The organism is uncultured Sphingomonas sp. (assembly GCF_913777625.1).
GTDB lineage: Bacteria > Pseudomonadota > Alphaproteobacteria > Sphingomonadales > Sphingomonadaceae > Sphingomonas.
In genome coordinates, this window is the sequence record NZ_CAJYTI010000040.1 from 100,162 (window position 1) to 123,393 (window position 23,232).

Here is a 23,232-nt window from a genome sequence, read left to right on the forward strand (position 1 = left end):
AGCTCGCCGCCCAAAGACGCGTCGCGCCGAAAGCGAAAGAGGAAGTTTCAGGAATGGCCGAATTCCGCCTGCCCAAGAACAGCCGCATCACCAAGGGCCAGGAGCACAAGGCAAGCCCCGAGGCCACGCGGGTCAAGAAGTTCAAGATCTACCGCTACGATCCGGATTCGGGCGAGAACCCCCGCTACGACACGTTCGAAGTGGATCTCGACGATTGCGGTCCGATGGTGCTCGACGCGCTGATCAAGATCAAGGGCGAGCAGGATTCGTCGCTGACGTTCCGCCGCTCGTGCCGCGAGGGCATTTGCGGTTCCTGCTCGATGAACATCGGCGGCAAGAACGGCCTCGCCTGCACCACCGCGATCGAGGACGTGAAGGGCGAGGTGCAGATCACCCCGCTGCCGCACATGGACGTGATCAAGGACCTGGTCCCCGATTTCACCCACTTCTACGCGCAGTACGCCTCGATCAAGCCGTGGCTGCAGACCGTGACCACCACGCCGTCGGGCAAGGAGCGGCTGCAGAGCCCGCAGGATCGCGAGAAGCTGGACGGCCTCTACGAGTGCATCCTGTGCGCCTGCTGCTCGACCTCGTGCCCGAGCTACTGGTGGAACAGCGACAAGTTCCTGGGTCCGGCGATCCTGCTCCAGGCCTATCGCTGGCTGGCCGACTCGCGTGACGAGATGACCGGCGAGCGGCTCGACCAGCTCGAGGATCCGTTCCGCCTGTATCGCTGCCACACGATCATGAATTGCGCGAACGCCTGCCCGAAGGGGCTGAGCCCCGCTAAGGCGATCGCCGAAGTGAAGAAGCTGGCGGCGGAGCGCGTGCTCTAAGGCGCGGACGCGCTCTTTCGACCAACGACCCTGTACGACCAACGGATTGGGGCTCGTTCCCCGGCATAAAAGCCGGTGAACGGGCCCTTTTTCTCAAGATCGAGAAATATACGCGCATGCGTGGCGGATGCCGCACTGCAACGCCCTCACAAGTCCTCTGACAACCCCACACAACAACACGGTTAATTCTGCCAGTGTTTCATTTTGAAACACCGCATCCTCAAATAATACACTCCCTGTTATGTGGCCGCGCACAAATGTGCTAGACGCCCTCGCAGTCAGCGAGTCCAAGACATTCCCGTATCAAAGGATAGTCGCTTCGCTGGCGTGGGTCGCATCTACACCGTGTCTTTGCATCATGGGGGTTATGATGACCTTTTCTTTGAAGATTCTGCTTCCTTCCGCCGCGCTGCTCAGCGCCGTTGCAATCGTTTCGCCCGCTTCGGCCCAGACCTGCATCGGTGCATGCGGCACACTCGGTGCAAACGGCGTCGTTACTGCCTCGCCGCTGGGCGGAACCTATCAATATGTCACCACGGCCGGCGGCCTGTCCGGCAAGGGTCAGATTGCCAGCGTTGGCGGGACCAACGGCTCCGAACTTCTCACGCCGATCTTCTCGGCGGCGAGCGGCGGTGCACTGAAGTTCTACTTCCAGTACGTCACCTCGGATGGCGCGGGCTTTGCGGACTATGCCTTTGCCGAACTGCTGAACGGCACGGGCAGCCACGTCGCCTATCTGTTCACCGCCCGGACGACCACCGTGGGCGATACCAGCCCCGGTTTCGGCCTGCCGACGAATGACTCGACGCTGAACCCCGCCACCACGCCGATCAACCCCAACCTGACCACCTGGAGCGCGCTCGGCGCCAGCTCGGGCACATGCTACTCGGGTGGCTGCGGCAGCACCGGCTGGATCCAGTCGACCTACAGCATCGCCACGGCAGGCAATTACCAGCTGCGGTTCGGCGTCACCAACTGGAACGATTCGCAGTTCGATTCGGGCCTCGCATTCGCCGGGGTGACCATCGGCGACACGCCGGTGCCGACCGGCGTTCCCGAGCCGACCAGCTGGGCGATGATGATCGGCGGCTTCGCCCTTGCCGGCGGCGCCCTGCGCAGCCGCCGCACGCGCGTCGCCTTCGCCTAATCCGTCCACTCCCGGTGCGGGCGCTTGGCGCACGCACCGGGAGCAGGCCGGTCTGCGACCCTGCTAGAGCCGGGGGCGCGCGCCGCCCCCGGCGCCATGCGCGCTTTACGCACACCCGCGCAAAAGGGCTTTAACACCGCCCTTTTGGCGCCTATCGCGAGCGGATCCGGCCCGTGCCACACGCGGGCAGCCCCTTTGCCGCGCAGGCGCCTTGCACTTGACGAACGTCCTCAGCCGTTACCACGCCCTCCTCTCCGCCGGCGAACTCCGCCCCGATCGCGAGCAGGAGAATGCCGCTGCCCGCCTCGACGCACTGGCCGCAGAACTGGAAGCCGCCCCACGCAAGGGCAGCCTGTTGTGGAAGCTGGCCGGCCGCAAACCCTCGGTCCCCCGCGGCCTGTACCTGTGGGGCGACGTCGGCCGCGGCAAGTCGATGCTGATGGACCTGTTCTTCGACAGCCTCGCCATTCGCCGAAAGCGCCGCGTCCATTTCCACGAATTCATGCTGGAAGTGCACGATCGGCTGAACGTCGAGCGGCAAAAGGATACCGCCGATCCGGTGGTCGCCGTTGCCGATGCGCTGGCCAGCGACACCCGCCTTCTCGCCTTCGACGAACTGGTCGTGAACAACCCGCCGGACGCGATGATCCTCTCGCGCCTGTTCACCGCGATGATGGCGCACGGCCTGACCGTCGTCGCCACCTCCAACCGCCCGCCCAAGGATCTCTACAAGGACGGGCTCAACCGCCAGCTGTTCCTGCCCTTCATCGACCTGATCGGCGAGCGGATGGACGTGCTGGCGCTCAACGGCCCGGTCGATTACCGCCGCGACCGCCTGGGCAGCGTCGATACCTGGCTGGTGCCCAATGGCCCCGAGGCGACCGCCACCCTCTCTGCCGCCTTTTTCCGCCTCACCGACTATCCGGTGGAAGATCGCACTCGCGTGCCCACCTGCGAGGTGCCCATTCCCGGCGGCAGACAGATTCACGTGCCGAAATGCGTGAAGGGCGTCGCGGTCTTCTCGTTCAAGCGGCTGTGCGGCGAGGCGCGCGGGGCGCCCGACTATCTGGCGATCGCCCGGCGCTTCCACACCGTCATTCTGGTCGGCATCCCCAAGCTGGGACCGGAGAACCGCAACGAGGCCGCCCGCTTCGTCACGCTGGTCGACGCGCTGTACGAGCACAAGGTCAAGCTGCTGGCCGCGGCAGACGCCGAGCCCGAGCATCTCTACGAGAGCGGCGACGGCCGCTTCGAGTTCGAGCGCACCGTCAGCCGGCTGCTCGAGATGCAGTCCGACGACTATCTCGCCAAGGGCCACGGACAGGATTGATCAGGCCACGTTGTAAGTCCATTCTCCCGTTCTAGAATGACGACAGGCTCCGGGGAGTCCCGGAGGAACAGGGAGAAGATGATGCGGCGGTTGCGCATTCTCGCGGCCATGGGGCTTGCGTGTCTTGGAATATCCTCTGCTTGGGCCCAGCCCGTGCTCGTCGCGGCGGACCTTCGCCAGCAGCAGAGCCTCGATGGGCCCTGGCATTGGTCGATCGATCCGTACCGCGATGGTCTGGCCGGTTTCCATGGCGAGCCGCCCAACCAGCGCACCAACCGCGCCGCAGACGTCATCCAGGCCGAGGTGATGGCGGCCAAGCCGCGCACCTTCTTCGAATTCGACATGCAGCAATCGCCGGTCACCAGCCTGCCCGGCTCGTGGATCGGCCATTCGCCCGAGATGCGGCTGTACCAGGGGCTGGTGTGGTACCAGCGCGACTTCACCGCCGCCGCGCCCAAGGCGGGCAACCGCGTGTTCCTGCGCGTCGGCGCGGCCGAGTATCGCTCCTATGTCTATCTCAACGGCAAGCCGCTGGGCGAGCATCGCGGCGGCTACACGCCCTTCGCCTTCGAGGTGACCAAGCTGCTGCGGCCGGGCCGCAACCAGGTGACGATCGGCGTCGATTCGGTGCGCACGCCCAACGACGTGCCGCCGCCGGTGACCGACTGGGAGACCTATGGCGGCATCACCCGCAGCGTCACCCTCGTCACCGTGCCCGACACCTATGTCGACGACGCCTTTGTCCGCCTGACGCCGGACGGCGCCCGCATCGCGGTGTCGGTGAAGCTGGAGGGCCCCAAGGCGGCAAATACGGCCGTCAAGTTCCGCATCCCGGGCCTCGGCGCCGTGCTCGACGGCAAGACCGATGACGAGGGCAAGTGGGAGGCGACGCTGCCGGTGCCGCGCGCGCTGGTCCGCTGGTCGCCCGAGAATCCGAAGCTCTACGACATCGCGATCGACGCGGGTGCCGATCATTTCGCCGATCGCATGGGCTTCCGCACCATCGCGGTGAAGGGCACCGACATCCTGCTCAACGGCAAGCCGATCTTCCTGCGCGGCATCTCGATGCACGAGGAAGAACTGGGCGCCGATCCGGTCCGTGCGATGACGCCGGCGGCAGCCCGCGCGCTGCTCGGCGAGATCAAATACGGCCTGCACGGCAATTTCGTGCGCCTCGCCCACTATCCGCACAGCGAGTCGACCACCCGCATGGCCGACGAGATGGGCCTGCTCGTGTGGAGCGAGATCCCGCTCTACTGGCTGGTCAACTGGAACAACCCGGACACGCTGGCCGATGCCCGCCGCATCCTCGCCGAGAATATCCACCGCGACCGCAACCGTTCGTCGATCGTGCTGTGGAGCATCGCCAACGAGACGCCGACCAACGATGCGCGCAACGCCTTCCTGCGCACGATGATCAGCGATGTCCGCGCGCTCGATTCGAGCCGCCTGGTCACCGCCGCGCTGCTCAGCGGGCGCGAGGGCAAGGGGATCATGAAGATCGATGATCCGCTCGCGAACGATCTCGATGTCATGGCGATCAACACGTACAATGGCTGGTACACCGACGATGCCCTGGAGGATCTCGCCAGCCAGGAATGGCGTGGCCCGGCAAACAAGCCACTGATCTTCTCCGAATTCGGGGCGGACGCGCGCGCCGGCTATCACGATCCGGTCGCCAGCCCGCACAAATATAGCGAGGAATATCAAGCAGACTATTACCGGGCGACGCTGGCGATGGCCGCCAAGGTGCCCTTCCTGCGGGGCATGAGCCCCTGGATCCTCAAGGACTTCCGCTCGCCGCGGCGCCAGCACCCGATCTACCAGCAGGGCTGGAACCGCAAGGGGCTGATCTCCGAGACCGGCCAGCACAAGCTCGCCTTCGACGTGCTCGCGGGGGACTATGCCAAGCGCGAGGCGGCGGAGGCTGCGAAGAAGTGATGCAGGCGCTGGAGCGGATCTGAGGTCTGCTCCAGCACAGCTAGACCATTGTCATCCCCGCGAAGGCGGGGATCCATTTGCCAGGACGCATCCGCAAACGCCTTGACGTTCCCACCAATGGATCCCCGCCTTCGCGGGGATGACGTCTGGAGAGGGACGCCCGAAGCGCACTACCCCTCGATCACATGCGGCACGAACCGCGCGCTATTCCCCGTGATCAGCCCGTCCTCGCGAATGCCCATGCCGACCGGCACGCCGTCCACGACCCAGGACCCGATCACCGGATAGCCCGTGCCGAAGTCGCGGAGCGCATGGAAGCGCTGGTAGATCCAGCCCTGCTCGACATAGTCGCCGTCGGTCTCCGCCACGACCTTGTCGCCCCAGCGGATCGAGACGTTCGCGCCCTCGCGCCCGAACAAGGGCTTGGCGACCTGTTCGCCGCCGATCGGCCGGGTGCCCGCCTCGAGCAGATTGGGATGGCCGGGAAACAGCTCCCACAGGATCGGCAGGATCGCCTTGTTGCTCCACAAGGTCTTCCAGATCGGCTCGATCCAGCGCGTGGTGGCGAGGCTCTCGACCAGCATCGGCGCGAAATTCTCGGCGAGCAGCCATTCCCAGGGATAGAGGTGGAAGACGGACTCGATCGGCCGGTTCACGCCGTCGACGAAGCAGCGGGAGCCGTGCGCCCAGCCGATCGCCGCCATCTCCACCGCCAGCGTCGACAGGCCCGCTTCCTCCGCCGTATCGCGCAGATAGGCGACCGTCACGCTGTCCTCGCCCGCCAGATCGGCCATGTGCGCGAAATGGAGCGGCCCGCCGCCAAGCAGCGGGGCGATCGCCCGCCACTGGGCGACCAGCGCCTCGTGGATGCCGTTATACTGGTCGAGCATCGGGAACACCGCCTGCTTCCAGTCCCACTGGATGACGGCAGCTTCCAGCAGGCTGGTCGGCGTGTCGCAGTTGAACTCGAACAGCTTGGGCGGGCCATCGCCCGAAAAGCCCAGATCGAACCGGCCGAAGTTGAGCGCGGGCGGCTCCTCCTCCCAGGCCTGCGCCACCGCGTCCCAGGCCGGACGCGGGATGCCGAGCTCGTCCAGCCGGCCTTCGGCGATCACATGCTCGCCCGCCGCCAGATAAAGTCGGTAGAGTTCGGCGCTCGCCGCCTCGACCTCGGCGATCTCCGCCGCGGTGAAGCTGTAGCAGGCGCTCTCGTCCCAATAGGGTTGCCCGTCGAGGCTGTGCCATACCAGCCCGAGCGACTCGACCCGCGCCTGCCAGTCGGCACGCAGCGCCACCGTCGTGCGGCGCATCAGCTGCCCCGACCGCCGAAGACACCGCCCAGCCGGCCGAAGCCGCCGCGCGTCACCGCCTCCGCCCCGCCATAGCGGACACCGCTCACCGGCTGGTACGATCCGCCGCGCGCGGCCTCGCCGAGTGCGGGCACCGCCGCGCCTCGGCCGGCATAGTAATAATGGCCGCCGCCACCACCGGTGCGACTGGAGCCGCTCCCGCAATTCGCGTCGGCCACGCGGCGCCCGGCCGCGTCGGTGCAATAGCGCACCGGCTGATTGGCGACATTGCTGCCGCCGCATCCCGCCGCGAGCAACGCCATCGACGTAGCGGCGGTGATCCGCAGCCGGCTGAAATCAGGTGATTTGCGCATCCTACCCCCGGAAGCTGCGAGGCGTACCGGCGCCCCGCAGAAAGGCTCTTTTTACCGATCCCCGCTAGGGCTGTCGCGCGAAACCGTAATCCACGCCTTTCCGCACAAAATGCGGCTTATTGCTCCTGCGAACGAATTGCAAAGATAATCCTTCGCCTATACCCAAACACGGGTTGCAGCCACGCTATTATAGGCCTATCCCGCCCCCGCTTTCGCGGCGCATCGTGATGCGACCGCTTTGCTTGGACCCAACCAAGGAGATTCCATGGCTCGCAAGAAGATCGCGCTGATCGGCTCCGGCATGATCGGTGGCACCCTCGCGCACCTCGCCGCAATCAAGGAACTGGGCGACATCGTCCTGTTCGACATTGCCGAGGGCACGCCGCAGGGCAAGGCGCTCGACCTCGCCCAGTCCGCGCCGGTCGAGGGCTTCGACGTCACCCTCAAGGGCGCGAACAGCTACGAGGATATTGCCGGCGCCGACGTCTGCATCGTCACCGCCGGCATCGCTCGCAAGCCGGGCATGAGCCGCGACGATCTTCTCAAGACCAACCTGGGCGTGATGAAGGCCGTGGGCGAAGGCATTGCCGCGCACGCGCCGGACGCGTTCGTGATCTGCATCACCAACCCGCTCGACGCGATGGTATGGGCGCTCCGCGAGTTCTCGGGCCTGCCGCACCAGAAGGTCGTCGGCATGGCCGGCGTGCTCGATTCGGCACGCTTCCGCCATTTCCTCGCCGAGGAATTCAACGTCTCGGTCGAGGACGTCACCGCCTTCGTGCTCGGCGGGCACGGCGACACCATGGTCCCGGTGATCGAATATTCGACCGTCGCCGGCATTCCGGTGCCCGATCTGATCAAGATGGGCTGGTCCACCCAGGAGCGCATCGACGCCATCGTCGCGCGCACCCGTTCGGGCGGCGGCGAAATCGTCGCGCTGCTCAAGACCGGCTCGGCCTATTATGCGCCCGCCACCAGCGCGATCGCGATGGCCGAGAGCTACCTCAAGGACAAGAAGCGCCTGCTGCCCTGCGCCGCGCACCTCACCGGCCAGTATGGCGTCGACGACCTGTACGTCGGCGTGCCGATCGTGATCGGCAAGGACGGCGTCGAGCGTATCGTCGAGATCGAACTGAACGCCACGGCGAAGCAGAATTTCGACGTCTCGGTCGACGCGGTCAAGGAACTGGTCGCGGCATGCAAGTCGATCGACTCCTCGCTCGCCTGATCCTGCCCGCGCTCGTGGCGGTGCCGGGCGTCGCTTCCGCACAGGAAGCGGTCGCCACGGCCCCCACGGAGCCGGTGGAGCTGTTCCGTGCCGTGTGCATGGGCGGTGCCGCGCGGCTTACGCGCGGCATGGCCGAGCCCGCGACCTATGCGACGCTGCCGCTTCCCGCGCAGCGCGCCATCGGCGAGAGCGCCGCGGCCACTGCCGCCGATGCGCTGAAGGCCCCCGTCCCCGCTGCGGCGACGGTGCCGAACACCATCTACCGCATCGCCGGCGGCAACACCTATCTGTTCGTACCCAAGGCCGGCACGTCCACCGGCCAGATCGCCGAGTCCTGCATGGTCCTGTGGATCGCCAGCGGCGACGACTATCTCGCGGCCCGCAAGATCGTGCTGCCGAATGAGGAAAGGGTGCCGCTGTATGTGCGCCCCGAATCCAAGCCCGATCGCGCGACCTTCGTAAACGCTTCGTTCGGCACGACGCAGTACACGCTGACCACCTTTGGCGGCTGGATTGCGCTTCGTTCCTATACCCCTCCTCCCAGCGACCCGGAAAAGGCGAACTGAATGAGCATCCTCGTCGACAAGAACACCAAGGTCATCGTCCAGGGGATGACCGGTGCCACCGGCACGTTCCACACCGAGCAGGCGCTTGCCTATGGCACGCAGATGGTCGGCGGCGTTACCCCCGGCAAGGGCGGCAGCACGCATATCGGCCTGCCCGTGTTCAACACGGTGGCGGAAGCCAAGTCCAAGACCGGCGCCGACGCCAGCGTGATCTACGTGCCGCCCCCCTTCGCGGCCGATTCGATCCTCGAGGCGATCGACGCCGAGATCCCGCTGATCGTCGCGATCACCGAAGGCATTCCGGTGCTCGACATGGTGAAGGTGAAGCGCGCGCTTTCGGGCTCCAAGTCGCGCCTGATCGGCCCGAACTGCCCGGGCGTGCTGACGCCGGGCGAGTGCAAGATCGGCATCATGCCGGGCTCGATCTTCTCCAAGGGCTCGGTGGGCGTCGTGTCGCGCTCGGGCACCCTCACCTATGAGGCGGTGTTCCAGACCACCAATGCGGGCCTCGGCCAGACCACGGCCGTCGGCATCGGCGGTGACCCGGTCAACGGCACCAACTTCATCGACGTGCTCGAGCTGTTCCTCGCCGACGACGCCACCCAGTCGATCATCATGATCGGTGAGATCGGCGGCTCGGCGGAAGAAGAAGCGGCCCAGTTCCTGATCGACGAGGCCAAGCGTGGCCGCAAGAAGCCGATGGCCGGCTTCATCGCGGGCCGCACCGCCCCTCCGGGCCGCCGCATGGGCCATGCCGGTGCGATCGTCTCGGGCGGCCAGGGCGGCGCCGAGGACAAGATCGCGGCGATGGAAGCCGCCGGCATCCGCGTCTCCCCCAGCCCCTCGCTGCTCGGCGAGACGCTGCTGGAAGCGCTGAAGGGCTAAACTGCAACGGTAGCGCTCCTATATAGGTGGGAGTGGGAGCGCTAACACGAACGGAAGCATGATCATGGGCTATGAAGGCCTCGACTTCGACGACATCGCCGGCGGCGTGAGCCCCGGCTTCGTCGAGACCCTGTACCGGCGCTACAAGAGCGATCCGGCCTCCGTCGAACCGAGCTGGCGTGCCTGGTTCGAGGGTCTCGAATCCACGGCCTCTGGCCCCAGCTGGCAGCGCGCCAACTGGCCGCTGAGCGAAACCGACGCGCTGACGGCCGGGCTCGATCCCACCCAGATGGAGCCCGCGCCGAAGCCCGCCAAGGGCGGGGCGCCGGCCAAGCCGGCCGCCCCCGCCGCCTCGACGGCGGACGTGACCAAGGCCGCGGAAGATTCGATCCGCGCGATGATGCTGATCCGCACCTACCGGGTGCGTGGCCATCTCGCCGCCAATCTCGATCCGCTGGGCCTCGCCCGCCAGAACCTGCCCGCCGACCTGACGCCGGAATATCACGGCTTCTCGGGCGCCGATCTCGACCGCCCGATCTATCTCGGCGGCGCGCTCGGCCTGCAGCACGGCACGGTGCGCGAGATCGTCGCGATCCTCCAAGCCAATTACTGCGGCAATGTCGGCCTCGAATACATGCACATCGCGGACGTCGAGGAGCGCCGCTTCCTCCAGGACCGGATGGAAGGCAAGGACAAGGCGATCACCTTCACGCCGGACGGCAAGAAGGCGATCCTGTCCAAGGTCATCGAAGCCGAGCAGTGGGAAAAATTCCTCGGCAAGAAATATGTCGGCACCAAGCGGTTCGGCCTCGACGGCGGCGAATCGATGATCCCGGCGATGGAAGCGATCATCAAATATGGCGGCCAGCAGGGCGTCCGCGAGATCGTGTACGGCATGGCCCATCGCGGCCGCCTGAACATGCTCGCCAACGTCATGGAAAAGCCGTTCCGGGTGATCTTCCACGAATTCGGCGGCGGTTCGGCCAATCCGGACGACGTCGCCGGTTCGGGTGACGTGAAGTATCACCTCGGCACCTCCACCGATCGCCAGTTCGACGGCATCAGTGTCCATATGTCGCTGGTCGCCAACCCGTCGCACCTCGAGGCGGCCGACCCGGTCGTGCTCGGCAAGGCACGCGCGCTGCAGACGATCCGCGGCGACCTGGAAAAGCACGAGCAGGTGCTGCCGGTGCTGATCCACGGTGACGCGGCCTTTGCCGGCCAGGGTATCGTTTGGGAGACGCTCGGCTTCTCCGGCATCCGCGGCTACAATACCGGCGGCTGTATCCACTTCGTCATCAACAACCAGGTCGGCTTCACGACGAGCCCGCAGTTCGCGCGCTCCTCGCCCTATCCGTCGGACGTCGCCAAGGGCGTCCAAGCGCCGATCCTGCACGTCAACGGCGACGATCCCGAAGCCGTGACCTTCGCCTGCAAGGTGGCGATCGAGTTCCGCCAGGAATTCCACCGCGACATCGTGATCGACATGTGGTGCTATCGCCGCTTCGGCCACAATGAAGGCGACGAGCCCGGCTTCACCCAGCCGCTGATGTACCAGAAGATCCGCCAGCACCCCGGTGTGAGCAGCATCTATGGCCAGAAGCTGATCGCCGAGGGCGTGGTCGACCAGCGCTTCATCGACGAGAAGACCAACCAGTTCACCACGCTGCTCGAAGGCGAATTCGAGGCGGGCAAGACCTATCTGCCGAACAAGGCGGACTGGTTCGCCGGCCGCTGGTCGGGCCTGGGCGCGCCGTCGGACGGCGAGGCCTCGCGCCGCAATGTCGAGACCGGCATCGAGAAGAAGCTGTTCGACAGCCTCGGCCGAACGCTGACCACGGTTCCCGAGGGGCACGAGATCCACAAGACGCTCGGTCGCGTGCTCGATGCCAAGCGCGAGATGTTCAAGTCGGGCACCAATTTCGACTGGGCGACCGGCGAGGCGCTGGCGTTCGGCTCGCTGCTCTCGGAAGGCTATACCGTCCGCCTGTCCGGCCAGGATTCGGGCCGCGGCACCTTCTCGCAGCGCCACGCCGTCTGGGTCGACCAGAAGACCGAGGCCAAGTACGTGCCGCTCACCACGGTGCCGCATGGCAGCTTCGAGGTGCTCGACTCGCCGCTCAGCGAATATGGCGTGCTCGGCTTCGAGTACGGCTATGCGCTGGCGGATCCGAAGGCGCTGGTGATGTGGGAAGCGCAGTTCGGCGACTTCGTGAACGGCGCGCAGATCATGATCGACCAGTTCATCGCGTCGGGCGAGTCCAAGTGGCTCCGCGCCAACGGCCTGGTGATGCTGCTGCCGCACGGCTATGAAGGCCAGGGCCCCGAGCACAGCTCGGCGCGTCCGGAGCGCTTCCTCCAGCTCTGCGCACAGGACAACATGCAGGTGGTGAACATCACCACGCCGGCGAACTATTTCCACCTGCTCCGCCGGCAGATGCACCGCAACTTCCGCAAGCCACTGATCCAGTTCACGCCCAAGTCGCTGCTCCGCCACAAGCTGGCGGTTTCCAGCGCCGAGGAGTTCCTGGGCGACAGCCACTTCAAGCGGATCCTGTCGGACCCCAAGGCGCCGGCGGATACCGAGGTGAAGCGCCTCGTGCTCTGCACCGGCAAGGTCGCCTATGACCTGCTGGAAGCGCGCGACGCGGCCGGCGACCAGAATACCGCGATCGTCCGGATCGAGCAGCTCTACCCGTTCCCGGGCGAGCCGCTGACCGCGCGGCTGAAGCGCATGACCAACCTCGAAGAGGTGGTGTGGGCGCAGGAAGAGCCGAAGAACAACGGCTATTGGTTCTTCGTCGAGCCGCTGATCGAGCAGTGCCTGATCGATGCCGGCGTCAAGCCGCAGCGTCCGCGCTATGCCGGTCGCTCGGCGGCGGCATCGCCCGCCACCGGCCTGATGAAGCGCCACACCGCAGAGCAGGGCGCGCTCGTTGCCGACGCGCTCGGCCATAATGTCCGCGAAGAAATCCGCCGCACCCGGAAAGGTTGAGAATGGCCACCGAAGTCAAAGTCCCTGTACTGGGCGAATCGATCACCGAAGCCACCGTCGGTGAATGGCTGAAGAATCCGGGCGATCCCGTCCGCGTCGACGAGCCGATCGCCAGCCTCGAGACCGATAAGGTCTCGGTCGAAGTCCCCTCGCCGGTCGCCGGCGTGATGGGCGAGCAGATCGTCAAGGTCGGCGATACCGTCGAAGTGGGTGCGGTGATCGCGATCATCGCGGGTGAGGGTGCGGCCACCGCGCCGGCTGCTGCCCCCGCCGCTGCGGCTCCGGCCGCTGCTCCGGCACCCGCTGCTGCCCCGGCGCCTGCGGCCGATGCCGCTGCGCTCTCGCCGTCGGTGCGCCGTGCGGTGCTCGAAACGGGTGTCGATCCCTCGACGGTGCAGGGCACCGGCAAGGACGGCCGCCTGACCAAGGACGACGTGATCGCCGCCGCCAGCAGCAAGCCCGCCGCGCCGGCGCCGGCTGCCGCTCCGGCGCCGGCCGCTGCTCCCGCTTCGACCGGCGGTCGCAAGGAAGAGCGCGTGCGGATGACCCGCCTGCGCCAGACCGTCGCCAAGCGCCTCAAGGAAGCGCAGAACACCGCCGCCATGCTCACCACGTTCAACGACGTGGACATGACCGCGGTGATCGAGGCGCGCGCCAAGTACAAGGACCTGTTCGAGAAGAAGCACGGCGTCCGCCTCGGCTTCATGGGCTTCTTCGTGAAGGCCGCGTGCATGGCGCTGAAGGACCTCCCCGGCGTCAACGGCTCGATCGAAGGCGACGAGATCGTCTATCACGATTATTGCGACATCTCGGTCGCGGTCTCGGCCCCGCAGGGTCTGGTCGTGCCGGTGATCCGCGATGCGCAGGACCTGTCGGTCGCCGGCATCGAGCGCACGATCGGCGATTTCGGCAAGCGCGCCAAGGACGGCACGCTCAAGATGGACGAGATGAAGGGCGGTACCTTCACCATCTCCAACGGCGGCGTGTTCGGCTCGCTGATGTCGACCCCGATCATCAACCCGCCGCAGTCGGCCGTGCTCGGCCTGCACCGCATCGAGGACCGCCCGGTCGTCCGTAACGGCCAAGTCGTCGTCCGCCCGATGATGTATCTGGCGCTCAGCTACGATCACCGTCTGATCGACGGCCGCGAGGCGGTGACCTTCCTCGTCGCGATCAAGAACGCGATCGAGGATCCGACCCGTCTGCTGATCGACCTCTGATTTTCCTTGTGCCCCCGCGAAAGCGGGGGCCCAGGGTAGGAAAGTACATCGCGTGTGGCCCTGGGCTCCTGCTTCCGCAGGAGCACGGAACCGAGGAGAAGCCCGACGAAATCCGGCTGCGTGTACATCATGGCGAACAAGCGCAACGGCACGATCTATGTCGGATCGACCAGCGACTTGCCCGGCCGGGCGTATCAGCATCGCAGCGGAATGATCGAAGGCTTCACCAAGGACAAAGGCTGCACGCGCCTCGTCTGGTACGAGGCACATGAGGATCTGGACGGGGCGCGGCTTCGCGAACGCCAGATGAAGAAATGGAAGCGGGCGTGGAAGATCGAGCTGATCGAACGCGACAACCCGCAGTGGAAGGATTTGTACGGGACGCTCTTCGGCTGAGCCGCGCGATGGCGCCGGATCGAAGAACGTCCCTCGCAACCCTGGGCTCCTGCGTTCGCAGGAGCACGGCAAGGCGCCTGACGCGGCGCACGCATGGAGCGGAAAATGGCTGAATATGATTTCGACGTCCTGATCATCGGTTCCGGCCCCGGCGGCTATGTCGCGGCGATCCGCGCGGCGCAGCTGGGCCTCAAGACCGGCTGCGTCGAAGCCCGTGAGACGCTGGGCGGCACCTGCCTCAACGTCGGCTGCATCCCCTCCAAGGCGCTCCTCAACGCCTCCGAGCTGTTCTACGAAGCCGCTTCGGGCGCGCTGGCCAAGCACGGCGTCAAGCTCGGCTCGGTCGAGCTCGACCTGCCGACGATGATGGCCGACAAGGACAAGGCCGTGAAGGGCCTGACCGGCGGCATCGAATTCCTCTTCAAGAAGAACAAGGTCGAGTGGGTGAAGGGCCTCGGCACCTTCATCGACGCGCACACCGTGCAGGTGGGCGAACGCACCGTCACCGCCAAGAACATCGTGATCGCCACCGGCTCGTCGGTCACCCCGCTGCCGGGCGTGACGGTCGACCAGAAGGTCGTCGTCGACTCCACCGGCGCGATCGCTCTGGAGAAGGTGCCGGCGAACATGGTCGTGATCGGCGGCGGCGTGATCGGGCTCGAGCTCGGCTCGGTCTGGCAGCGCCTCGGCGCCAAGGTGACCGTGGTCGAGTATCTCGACCAGCTGCTGCCGGGCATGGACGGTGAAGTCCGCAAGGAAGCCGCCAAGATCTTCAAGAAGCAGGGCATGGAGATCAAGCTCTCCACCAAGGTGACCGGCGTTGCGGTGAGCGGCGACAAGGCGACCGTCACCGTCGAGCCCGCCGCCGGCGGCACGCCTGAGACGCTCGAAGCCGATGTCGTGCTCGTCGCGATCGGCCGTCGCCCGAACACGGAAGGCCTCGGCCTCGACAAGATCGGCCTCGCCACCAACCAGCGCGGCCAGATCGAGACCGACCACAGCTTCCGCACCGCCGTCGACGGCGTGTGGGCGATCGGCGACGTGATCCCCGGCCCGATGCTCGCGCACAAGGCCGAGGACGAAGGCATCGCGGTCGCCGAGAACATCGCCGGCCTGACCGGCATCGTGAACCACGCGGTGATCCCGAGCGTCGTCTACACCCATCCCGAAATCGCCGGCGTCGGCCTCACCGAGGAGCAGGCGCGCGAAAAGGGCGAGGTGAAGGTCGGCAAGTTCCCGATGGCGGGCAACAGCCGCGCCAAGGCGATCGACGACACCACCGGCTGGGTGAAGGTGATCGCCGACGCCAAGACCGATCGCGTGCTCGGCGCCTGGATCATCACCGCGCCGGCCGGCACGATGATCGCCCAGGTCGCCCAAGCGATGGAATTCGGCGCGACGTCGGAAGACATCGCCTATACCTGCCACGCCCACCCGACGCATAGCGAAGCGATCAAGGAAGCGGCGATGGGCGTGCTCGGCAAGCCGATCCACATCTGATCCGACGCACGCTCGGACCAACGCAAGCGCCGCCGGCATCCCCGGCGGCGTTTTGCTGTTCGGGACCCGAGAACCGCGCTAACGGCGCTTCCATGCAAGCATCCCTTGGCACCCATGACGCGATCCTCCTCGGCGCCGGCGCGGCGGGGATGTTCTGCGCCGCGATGGCGGGCCAGCGCGGCCGCAAGGTTCTGCTGCTCGACCATGCCGAGGCACCGGGGAAGAAGATCCTGATCTCGGGCGGCGGCCGGTGCAACTTCACCAATCTCGGCACCGCGCCCGATCGCTACCTTTCCGCCAACCCGCATTTCGCCAAGTCGGCGCTCGGCCGCTATACCGCACAGGATTTTCTCGCGCTGGTCGAGCGCCACGGCATCGCCTGGCACGAGAAGACGCTGGGCCAGCTATTCTGCGACGGTTCGGCCCGCCAGATCGTCGAGATGCTGCTCGGCGAATGCGCGATGGGCAGCGTGAGGCTCCAGCTCGGCGCCACGATCACCGCCGTCGACCATGCCGATGGCCGCTTCCGGGTGACCACCAGCAAGGGCGTCGCCGAGGCCCCTGCCTTGGTCATCGCCACCGGCGGCCCGGCGATCCCCAAGCTCGGCGCGACCGGCTTTGCCTATGAGCTTGCCCGGCGTTTCGGCCTGAAGCTGGTCGAACCGCGCCCGGCGCTGGTCCCCCTCACCCTCGGGCCCGACCAGGCGCTATTTCGCGAGCTTTCCGGTGTTTCCACGCCGGTCGCAGCCCGCGCCGGCAAGACGGCCTTCCGCGAGGCGGCGCTGTTCACGCACCGCGGACTTTCCGGCCCGGCGATCCTGCAGGTCTCCTCCTATTGGCGGCACGGGGAGAGCATCGCGATCGACTTCTTGCCTGATCGCCCAAAAGGCTGGCTGCGCGACGCCAAGCGCACCGAGCCGCGCCTGGGCTTGCGCGGCCTGCTGAACCGCCATCTGCCCGAGCGCCTCGCCACCACGCTTGCCGAGCGCATTGCGCTGCCTGCCGAACTCGGCAACTGCCGCGACGCGCTGCTCGAACAAGCGGAGGCGCAGCTCGCCGGCTGGCGCTTCCTGCCGAACGGCACCGAAGGCTTCGCCAAGGCCGAGGTGACGATCGGCGGAATCAGCACCGCCGAGCTGTCGTCGCAAACGATGGAGTCGCGCCGCGTGCCGGGTCTGTATGCGATCGGTGAGTCGGTCGACGTGACCGGCTGGCTGGGTGGCTATAATTTCCAGTGGGCCTGGGCCAGCGGGTGGGCAGCAGCACAGTCAATCTAACTGAATCTGTTGCGAAAAGGGCACGATCTGTCGTGCAAAATGCCGCTTTGTTGCTTTTCGTTTGCACAAATTGCGCAGGTGCGATCACAGTCTGGGCTCACAGTCGCTATTGTGCGGCTTCGCGGGGGCATTTCGGCTCGGAATGAACGTTCGGTGCGTAGTGGCAGCTGCCGCGTTGGTCTGCCCCCTTACAGCCGAGGCACAACAGCAAAGCGACGCGGCGGGCGGCACGTCCGCTGCGCCAGGCGCCGGCGTGCTGGTCTATGGCCCGGAATTCTTCGCGAACACCGCGCTGCCGACCGCGCTGGACATGGTGCAGCGGCTGCCCGGCTTCACGCTGGATACCGGCAATGGTGACGCACGCGGGCTTGCGGGGAACACCGGCAACGTCCTGATCGACGGCAAGCCCCCCGCCTCCAAGACCGACGGCCTGGGCGAGATCCTGCGCCGAATCAGCGCGGCGAGCGTCGCCCGCATCGAGCTGATCCGCGGCGGCGCGCCAGGGATCGACATGCAAGGCCGGGCGGTCATCGCCAATGTCGTGCTGAAGCGCACCGCCTCCACCGAGAAGCTGGTCAACTTCCAAAGCTATATCTACCGCGACGGCTATGTCGGCCCGGACGTGACGCTGCAGCTGACCCACCGCGACGGCGACCGCCGCGACGAAGTGTCGCTGGAGGTGCTGAGCGACCGCACCAGCAGCACCGCGCACGGCATCCGCACCCGCACCGATGCGTCCGGCAACCAGCTCCAGCGCCACCAGCTCGACCTGTGGGACCGCGATCGCACCGCGACGCTGCGCGCCTCGCTGCAGCGCGCGACGGGCGGCGGGCTGCTGACGGTCAACGGGCGGCTCGACTATTTCGACTATCCGACCAGCCAGACCGTCACGCTGCTGCAAGGCACCGGCAGCAGCGGCCGCGCGTCCGACCTGACCCACCAATGGAAGGGCGAGCTGGGCGCAAACTGGGCGAAGTCGCTGGGCGGAAAAACGGAGGTGGAGCTGATCGCGCTCCAGCGGCTGGGCCATACCGGCTATGATACCACCACTACTGTCGGCGGCTTTCAGTCCACCTTCAGCCAGCAATCGCGCAGCGGTGAATCGATCTTCCGTCCCATCCTGCGCTACAAGCCGGACAAGACGCTGTCACTGGAGGGCGGCGGCGAGGTTGCCTACAACTTCCTCGACAATCGCACCGCCTATGCCGAGCAGGGCGTGCCGGTGCCGCTGCCGGACCAGAAGGTGTTCGTCAGCGAGGTGCGGGGCGAACTGTTCGGGCTGGCGCGCTGGCAGCCTTCGTCCCGCCTCACGATCGAGGCAGGGATGCGCACCGAAGTTTCGCGCATCGCCGCCAATGCCGATACCAACCGGGCGCGCTCCTTCTTCTATCCCAAGCCGCGGCTGCAGCTGACGCTGCGCCCCAACAAGCGCGACCAGGTGCGGCTGCGCGTCGAGCAGAGCGTCAGCCAGCTCGACTTCAACGACTTCGTCGCCGCGACGGAGATCAACCTGGGCACGGTGCGCGCCGGCAACGGCGATCTGGTGCCCGAGCAGACGCTGACCATGGAGGCGGTGTACGAGCACCGCTTCTGGGGGAAGGGCGCGCTGGAACTGAGCGCCAAGCACGAGGCGACCCGCCATGTGATCGACTATATCCCGCTCGACGGCGGCTATGACGCGATCGGCAATATCGGCAACGGCACGCGCGACACGCTGGGCAGCACGCTGACGCTGCCGTTCGACAAGCTGGGCATCAAGGACGCACGCTTCCGCGGCAATGCCTCGGTCGTGCGCAGCCATGTCACCGACCCGCTGACCGGCGAGCGGCGGCGCTATGCCAACGAACAGCCCTTCGCGTGCAGCGGCAGCTTTAGCCAGGACCTGTTCGGCGGCCGCTTCACCTACGGCATCTATGGCAGCTGCGGCCAGCCGAGCACCAATCTCTATCGGATCAGCGAATTCCGCACGACCGAGGTGGAGCCGACGGTCGAGGTCTATGGCATCTGGAAGCCGAGCAAGAAGCTGGCGATCCGGCTGGACCTGGGCAACATCAACAACGCCGCGCGGATCTACAATCGCGACCTCTACACCGGCGAGCGCAACGCCTCGCCGCTGCTGTACCATGAGCGCCGTACCCAGCGGCGGGGGCAGTATCTCTACCTGCAGATCCGCCGGACGTTGTAGCGGCTGCTCGCCTCTCCGCGGCCGTCCCCCCAGCGGAAGCTGGGGTCTCGCAGGGGCTCGGCACGAAGGGAGCAGCCCCCTCCCAGGAGATGCCAGCTTGCGCTGGCACGACGCTGGTGGTTAGCGGGCCGCCAAGTCGCTGATCCTCAGTCCAGATTCGGCCGCAGGTACCGGGTCGCCAGCTCCTCGCTGATCCCGCGACGGGCGGCATAGTCCTTGAGCTGGTCCGGCCCGACGCGCGCCACGCCGAAATATTCGGCCTGCGGATGGCCGAAATAGAAGCCCGACACCGCCGCCGTGGGCAGCATCGCGAAGCTTTCGGTGAGGCTGATGCCGGTGCGCTTGTGCGCATCGAGCAGGTCGAACAGGATCGGCTTGAGGCTGTGCTCGGGGCAGGCCGGATAGCCCGGCGCCGGGCGGATGCCGCGATACTGCTCGCGGACCAGCGCGTCATTGTCGAGCTGCTCGCCTTCGGCATAGCCCCAGAGCGCGGTGCGGACGAACTTGTGGAGGCGTTCCGCAAAGGCCTCGGCGAGACGGTCCGCCAGCGCCTTCAGGAGGATGTCCGAATAATCGTCGATCGCCGCCTTGAAGCGGGCGAGGTGCGGCTCGATGCCATGGATCGAGACTGCGAAGCCGCCGATCCAGTCGCCGTCATGATCGATGAAGTCGGCCAGGCACATGTTCGCGCGACCCTCGCGCTTGGCGATCTGCTGGCGGAGGAACGGCAGGCGGACATGCTCCTCGTTGTCGAGATGCACGATCACGTCGTCGCCCTCGCGGCGGCACGGCCACAGCCCGGCGACGCCGCGCGCGGTGAGCCAGCGCTCGGCGATGATCTTGTCGAGCATCTTCTGCGCATCGGCGAACAGCGAGGTGGCGCTTTCGCCGACCACCTCGTCGGTGAGGATCGCCGGATAATTGCCGGCCAGCTCCCAGGCGCGGAAGAAGGGCGTCCAGTCGATATAGTCGCGCAGGTCCTTCAGGTCCCAGTCGTCGAACGTGTGGACGCCCGGCATGCGCGGCTTGCCCGGCTTGAGGCTCATGTCCGCCTCGAACGCGTTGGCGCGGGCATCTTCCAGCGGCAGCAGCTCGCTCTGCCCCTTGCCGGCGCGGGTGACGCGGACATGCTCATACTCGTCCGCCACCTTGGTCACGTACGGATCGCGCTGCGTGTCGGAGACCAGCGCGGTCGCCACGCCCACCGCGCGGCTGGCGTCGAGCACATGGACCACCGGGCCGGTATAGGCCGGGTCGATGCGCAGCGCAGTGTGGACGCGGCTGGTGGTCGCCCCGCCGATCAGCAGCGGCATCGTCATGTTCGCGCGCTGCATCTCCTCGGCGACGGTCACCATCTCGTCGAGGCTCGGCGTGATCAGGCCGGACAGGCCGATCATGTCGGCATCGTTGTCGACCGCCGCCTGGAGGATGGTCGACCAGGGCACCATCACGCCGAGATCGACAACGTCGAAGCCGTTGCACTGGAGCACGACGCCGACGATGTTCTTGCCGATATCGTGCACGTCGCCCTTCACCGTGGCGAGCACGATCTTGCCCTTGCCCTTGGCACCCTCTTCCTTCTCCGCCTCGATATAGGGGAGCAGGTGCGCCACGGCCTTCTTCATCACGCGGGCGGACTTCACCACCTGCGGCAGGAACATCTTGCCCGAACCGAACAGGTCGCCGACGACGTTCATGCCGTCCATCAGCGGGCCTTCGATCACCTCGATCGGGCGCGCGAAGATCTGGCGGCATTCCTCGGTATCCTCGACGACATGCGCGTCGATGCCCTTGACCAGCGCATGCTCTAGCCGCTTGGCGACCGGCCAGCTGCGCCATTCGGCCGCCTGCTTCTCAGCCACCGCATCGGTGCCGCGATACTTTTCGGCGAGCGCGACCAGCCGGTCGCCCGCCTCGGGATCGCGGTTGAGCACCACGTCCTCGCAGGCCTGGCGCAGCTCGGGGTCGATCGCGTCATAGACGTCGAGCTGGCCGGCGTTGACGATCGCCATGTCCATGCCCGCGGGGATCGCGTGGTAGAGGAACACGCTGTGCATCGCCCGGCGCACCGGCTCGTTGCCGCGGAAGCTGAACGACAGGTTCGACAGGCCGCCCGAGATATGGACGTGCGGGCAGCGCTTCTTGATCTCGCGGCACGCCTCGATGAAGTCGACGCCGTAGTTGTTGTGCTCCTCGATGCCCGTCGCCACCGCGAACACGTTGGGATCGAAGATGATGTCCTCGGGCGGGAAGCCGATGCCGGTGAGCAGCTTGTAGGCGCGCTCGCAGATCTCGACCTTGCGCGCTTGCGTATCCGCCTGCCCCACCTCGTCGAACGCCATGACGACCACGGCCGCACCGTACGCCATGCACTTGCGGGCGTGCGCGAGGAACGCTTCCTCGCCTTCCTTCATGCTGATCGAGTTGACGATCGGCTTGCCGGAGACGCACTTCAGGCCCGCCTCGATCACGTCCCACTTGGAGCTGTCGATCATCACCGGCACGCGGGCGATGTCCGGCTCGGCGGCGATCAGCTTGAGGAAGGTGGTCATCGCCTCGACGGCGTCGAGCAGGCCCTCGTCCATGTTGACATCGATCACCTGCGCGCCGTTCTCGACCTGCTGGCGCGCGACCTCGACCGCGGCGGTGTAGTCGCCGGCCATCACCAGCTTCTTGAAGCGGGCCGATCCGGTGACGTTGGTGCGCTCGCCGACATTGACGAAGTTGGTGGAGGAAGGCGTGGTCATGATCTGGGTTCTTCTTCGATCCTCCCCGGCACGGGGAGGGGGACCATGCGAAGCATGGTGGAGGGGGGTTACCGCAAGGGGCTCGCTCGCGGAGAGCCCCCTCCACCACGCGGCTGTGCCGCGCGGTCCCCCTCCCCGTTCGGGGGAGGATTTAGACGGTCACGCCGCCATGGTGAACGGTTCGAGGCCGGCGAGCCGGGTCCGCACTTCCGGCGTCGGGATGGCGCGCGGGGCCAGCCCCTGCACCGCCTTGGCGATCGCGCCGATATGCGCCGGCGTCGAGCCGCAGCAGCCGCCGAGGATATTCACCTGCCCCGCATCGGCCCATTCCTTGACCAGGCCCGCGGTGGTCGCCGGCATCTCGTCATAGGCGCCGAGTTCGTTGGGCAGACCCGCATTCGGATAGACCATGATCAGCGTGTCGCAGAGCGCCGACAGCGTCTTGACGTGCGGGCGCAGCTGCTCGGCGCCGAACGAGCAGTTGAGCCCGATCGTCACCGGCCGCGCATGGCGCACCGCGGCCCAGAACGCCTCGACCGTGTGGCCGGAAAGGTTGCGGCCCGAGAGATCGGTCAGCGTCATCGACAGCATGATCGGCAGGTCGCGACCCAGCGCCTCGCCCGCCTCGATCGCCGCCATGATGCCGGCCTTGGCGTTGAGCGTGTCGAACACCGTCTCGATCAGCACGAAATCGATGCCGCCTTCGACCAGCGCGTCGATCTGCTCGCGGTACACGTCCTTGAGGTAGTCGAAGTCGATCTCGCGATAGCCGGGATCGTTGACGTCCGGGCTCAGCGACAGCGTCTTGTTGGTCGGGCCGAGGGCACCGGCGACGAAGCGCGGGCGGCCGTCCTTGGCCTCGAACTCGTCGGCGATCTGCCGCGCGAGCTTGGCGCTCTCGATATTGATCTCGCGGACCAGATGCTCGGCGCCGTAATCGGCCTGGCTGATCCGGTTGGCGGAGAAGGTGTTGGTCTCGGCGATGTCGGCGCCGGCCTCGAAATAGGCGCGGTGGATCGAGCCGGGCACCTCGGGCTTGGTCAGCGCGAGGATGTCGTTGTTGCCCTTCTGGTCATGGGCAAGGCCGAGGGTGCCGGCATAGGCGGCCTCGTCGAGCTTCCAGTTCTGGATCTCGGTGCCGAAGGCGCCGTCGGTGATCAGGATGCGCTTGGCGGCTTCGGCCAGCAGTTTCTCGCGTGCAGTCATGTCAAATTCCTCTCCCCCTCCCGCGTGCGGGAGGGGGTTGGGGGGTGGGCCCCCGCCATCCACGAGCGATGCATCAGGCGGTGAGCGTGGGCCCACCCCCTGCCCCCTCC

Annotated in this window: 17 protein-coding genes; 13 read left to right on the plus strand and 4 right to left on the minus strand. The window is 66.7% G+C overall.

The genetic code is table 11. The annotated features are described in order from the left end of the window. The first annotated feature begins 53 nt into the window (after nucleotides 1–53). From QZ814_RS18425 to QZ814_RS18440, 4 genes are all read left to right on the plus strand, one after another. Complete coding sequence (locus QZ814_RS18425) at nucleotides 54–836, plus strand: succinate dehydrogenase iron-sulfur subunit (protein WP_294335011.1); 783 nt, start codon at nucleotides 54–56, stop codon at nucleotides 834–836. A 367-nt stretch (nucleotides 837–1,203) separates the two neighbouring features. Beyond that, a complete protein-coding gene (locus QZ814_RS18430; RefSeq protein WP_294335013.1) occupies nucleotides 1,204–1,983 on the plus strand; it encodes an NF038132 family protein in 780 nt (259 codons plus the stop codon). Between the two features lie 217 nt (nucleotides 1,984–2,200). Next, nucleotides 2,201–3,313 carry a cell division protein ZapE gene (gene zapE / locus QZ814_RS18435; RefSeq protein ID WP_294335015.1) on the plus strand — a complete coding sequence of 371 codons (1,113 nt, stop codon included), beginning with the start codon at nucleotides 2,201–2,203 and terminating at the stop codon, nucleotides 3,311–3,313. 153 nt (nucleotides 3,314–3,466) lie between these two features. Then, nucleotides 3,467–5,254 (plus strand): glycoside hydrolase family 2 TIM barrel-domain containing protein, encoded by a 1,788-nt coding sequence (locus tag QZ814_RS18440; RefSeq protein ID WP_294335017.1) that lies wholly within the window; start codon nucleotides 3,467–3,469, stop codon nucleotides 5,252–5,254. A 170-nt stretch (nucleotides 5,255–5,424) separates the two neighbouring features. Here the strand turns inward: QZ814_RS18440 and QZ814_RS18445 are convergent, their stop codons facing one another. Together QZ814_RS18445 and QZ814_RS18450 are read right to left on the minus strand one after the other, a co-directional pair. Beyond that, nucleotides 5,425–6,564 carry a glutathionylspermidine synthase family protein gene (locus QZ814_RS18445; RefSeq protein ID WP_294335019.1) on the minus strand — a complete coding sequence of 380 codons (1,140 nt, stop codon included), beginning with the start codon at nucleotides 6,562–6,564 and terminating at the stop codon, nucleotides 5,425–5,427. After that, entirely contained in the window at nucleotides 6,564–6,917 is a 354-nt protein-coding gene (locus QZ814_RS18450) for a hypothetical protein (RefSeq protein ID WP_294335020.1), read from the minus strand. Before QZ814_RS18450 ends, QZ814_RS18445 begins: the two co-directional genes overlap by 1 nt. 265 nt (nucleotides 6,918–7,182) lie before the next feature. Between QZ814_RS18450 and mdh the strand changes: the two genes are divergently transcribed. From mdh to QZ814_RS18495, 9 genes are all read left to right on the plus strand, one after another. Further along, nucleotides 7,183–8,145 carry a malate dehydrogenase gene (gene mdh / locus QZ814_RS18455; RefSeq protein WP_264606705.1) on the plus strand — a complete coding sequence of 321 codons (963 nt, stop codon included), beginning with the start codon at nucleotides 7,183–7,185 and terminating at the stop codon, nucleotides 8,143–8,145. Further along, nucleotides 8,115–8,711, plus strand: coding sequence for a hypothetical protein (locus QZ814_RS18460; RefSeq protein ID WP_294335023.1), 597 nt, complete (start codon nucleotides 8,115–8,117; stop codon nucleotides 8,709–8,711). The genes mdh and QZ814_RS18460 overlap by 31 nt, the downstream gene beginning before the upstream one ends. Then, nucleotides 8,712–9,596, plus strand: a complete 885-nt coding sequence (sucD, locus tag QZ814_RS18465; RefSeq protein WP_264606707.1) for a succinate--CoA ligase subunit alpha — start codon at nucleotides 8,712–8,714, stop codon at nucleotides 9,594–9,596. Between the two features lie 64 nt (nucleotides 9,597–9,660). Continuing rightward, a complete protein-coding gene (locus QZ814_RS18470; protein WP_294335185.1) occupies nucleotides 9,661–12,591 on the plus strand; it encodes a 2-oxoglutarate dehydrogenase E1 component in 2,931 nt (976 codons plus the stop codon). A 2-nt stretch (nucleotides 12,592–12,593) separates the two neighbouring features. Beyond that, complete coding sequence (odhB, locus tag QZ814_RS18475) at nucleotides 12,594–13,811, plus strand: 2-oxoglutarate dehydrogenase complex dihydrolipoyllysine-residue succinyltransferase (RefSeq protein WP_294335025.1); 1,218 nt, start codon at nucleotides 12,594–12,596, stop codon at nucleotides 13,809–13,811. A 120-nt stretch (nucleotides 13,812–13,931) separates the two neighbouring features. After that, the gene (locus tag QZ814_RS18480) at nucleotides 13,932–14,207 is read left to right on the plus strand and encodes a GIY-YIG nuclease family protein (protein WP_294335026.1); all 276 of its coding nucleotides are present in this window, start codon (nucleotides 13,932–13,934) and stop codon (nucleotides 14,205–14,207) included. Between the two features lie 105 nt (nucleotides 14,208–14,312). Beyond that, nucleotides 14,313–15,707 (plus strand): dihydrolipoyl dehydrogenase, encoded by a 1,395-nt coding sequence (gene lpdA, locus QZ814_RS18485; protein ID WP_294335027.1) that lies wholly within the window; start codon nucleotides 14,313–14,315, stop codon nucleotides 15,705–15,707. A gap of 92 nt (nucleotides 15,708–15,799) precedes the next feature. Then, nucleotides 15,800–16,984: an NAD(P)/FAD-dependent oxidoreductase gene (locus tag QZ814_RS18490; RefSeq protein WP_294335029.1), complete on the plus strand. Its 1,185-nt coding sequence runs from the start codon at nucleotides 15,800–15,802 to the stop codon at nucleotides 16,982–16,984. 142 nt (nucleotides 16,985–17,126) lie between these two features. Beyond that, complete coding sequence (locus tag QZ814_RS18495; RefSeq protein WP_294335030.1) at nucleotides 17,127–19,169, plus strand: TonB-dependent receptor; 2,043 nt, start codon at nucleotides 17,127–17,129, stop codon at nucleotides 19,167–19,169. A gap of 146 nt (nucleotides 19,170–19,315) precedes the next feature. On the opposite strand, the gene metH is transcribed toward QZ814_RS18495, so the two are convergent. After that, nucleotides 19,316–21,916: a methionine synthase gene (gene metH, locus QZ814_RS18500; protein WP_294335031.1), complete on the minus strand. Its 2,601-nt coding sequence runs from the start codon at nucleotides 21,914–21,916 to the stop codon at nucleotides 19,316–19,318. Between the two features lie 159 nt (nucleotides 21,917–22,075). Next, nucleotides 22,076–23,122: a homocysteine S-methyltransferase family protein gene (locus QZ814_RS18505; RefSeq protein WP_294335032.1), complete on the minus strand. Its 1,047-nt coding sequence runs from the start codon at nucleotides 23,120–23,122 to the stop codon at nucleotides 22,076–22,078. Between the last annotated feature and the right edge of the window lie 110 nt (nucleotides 23,123–23,232).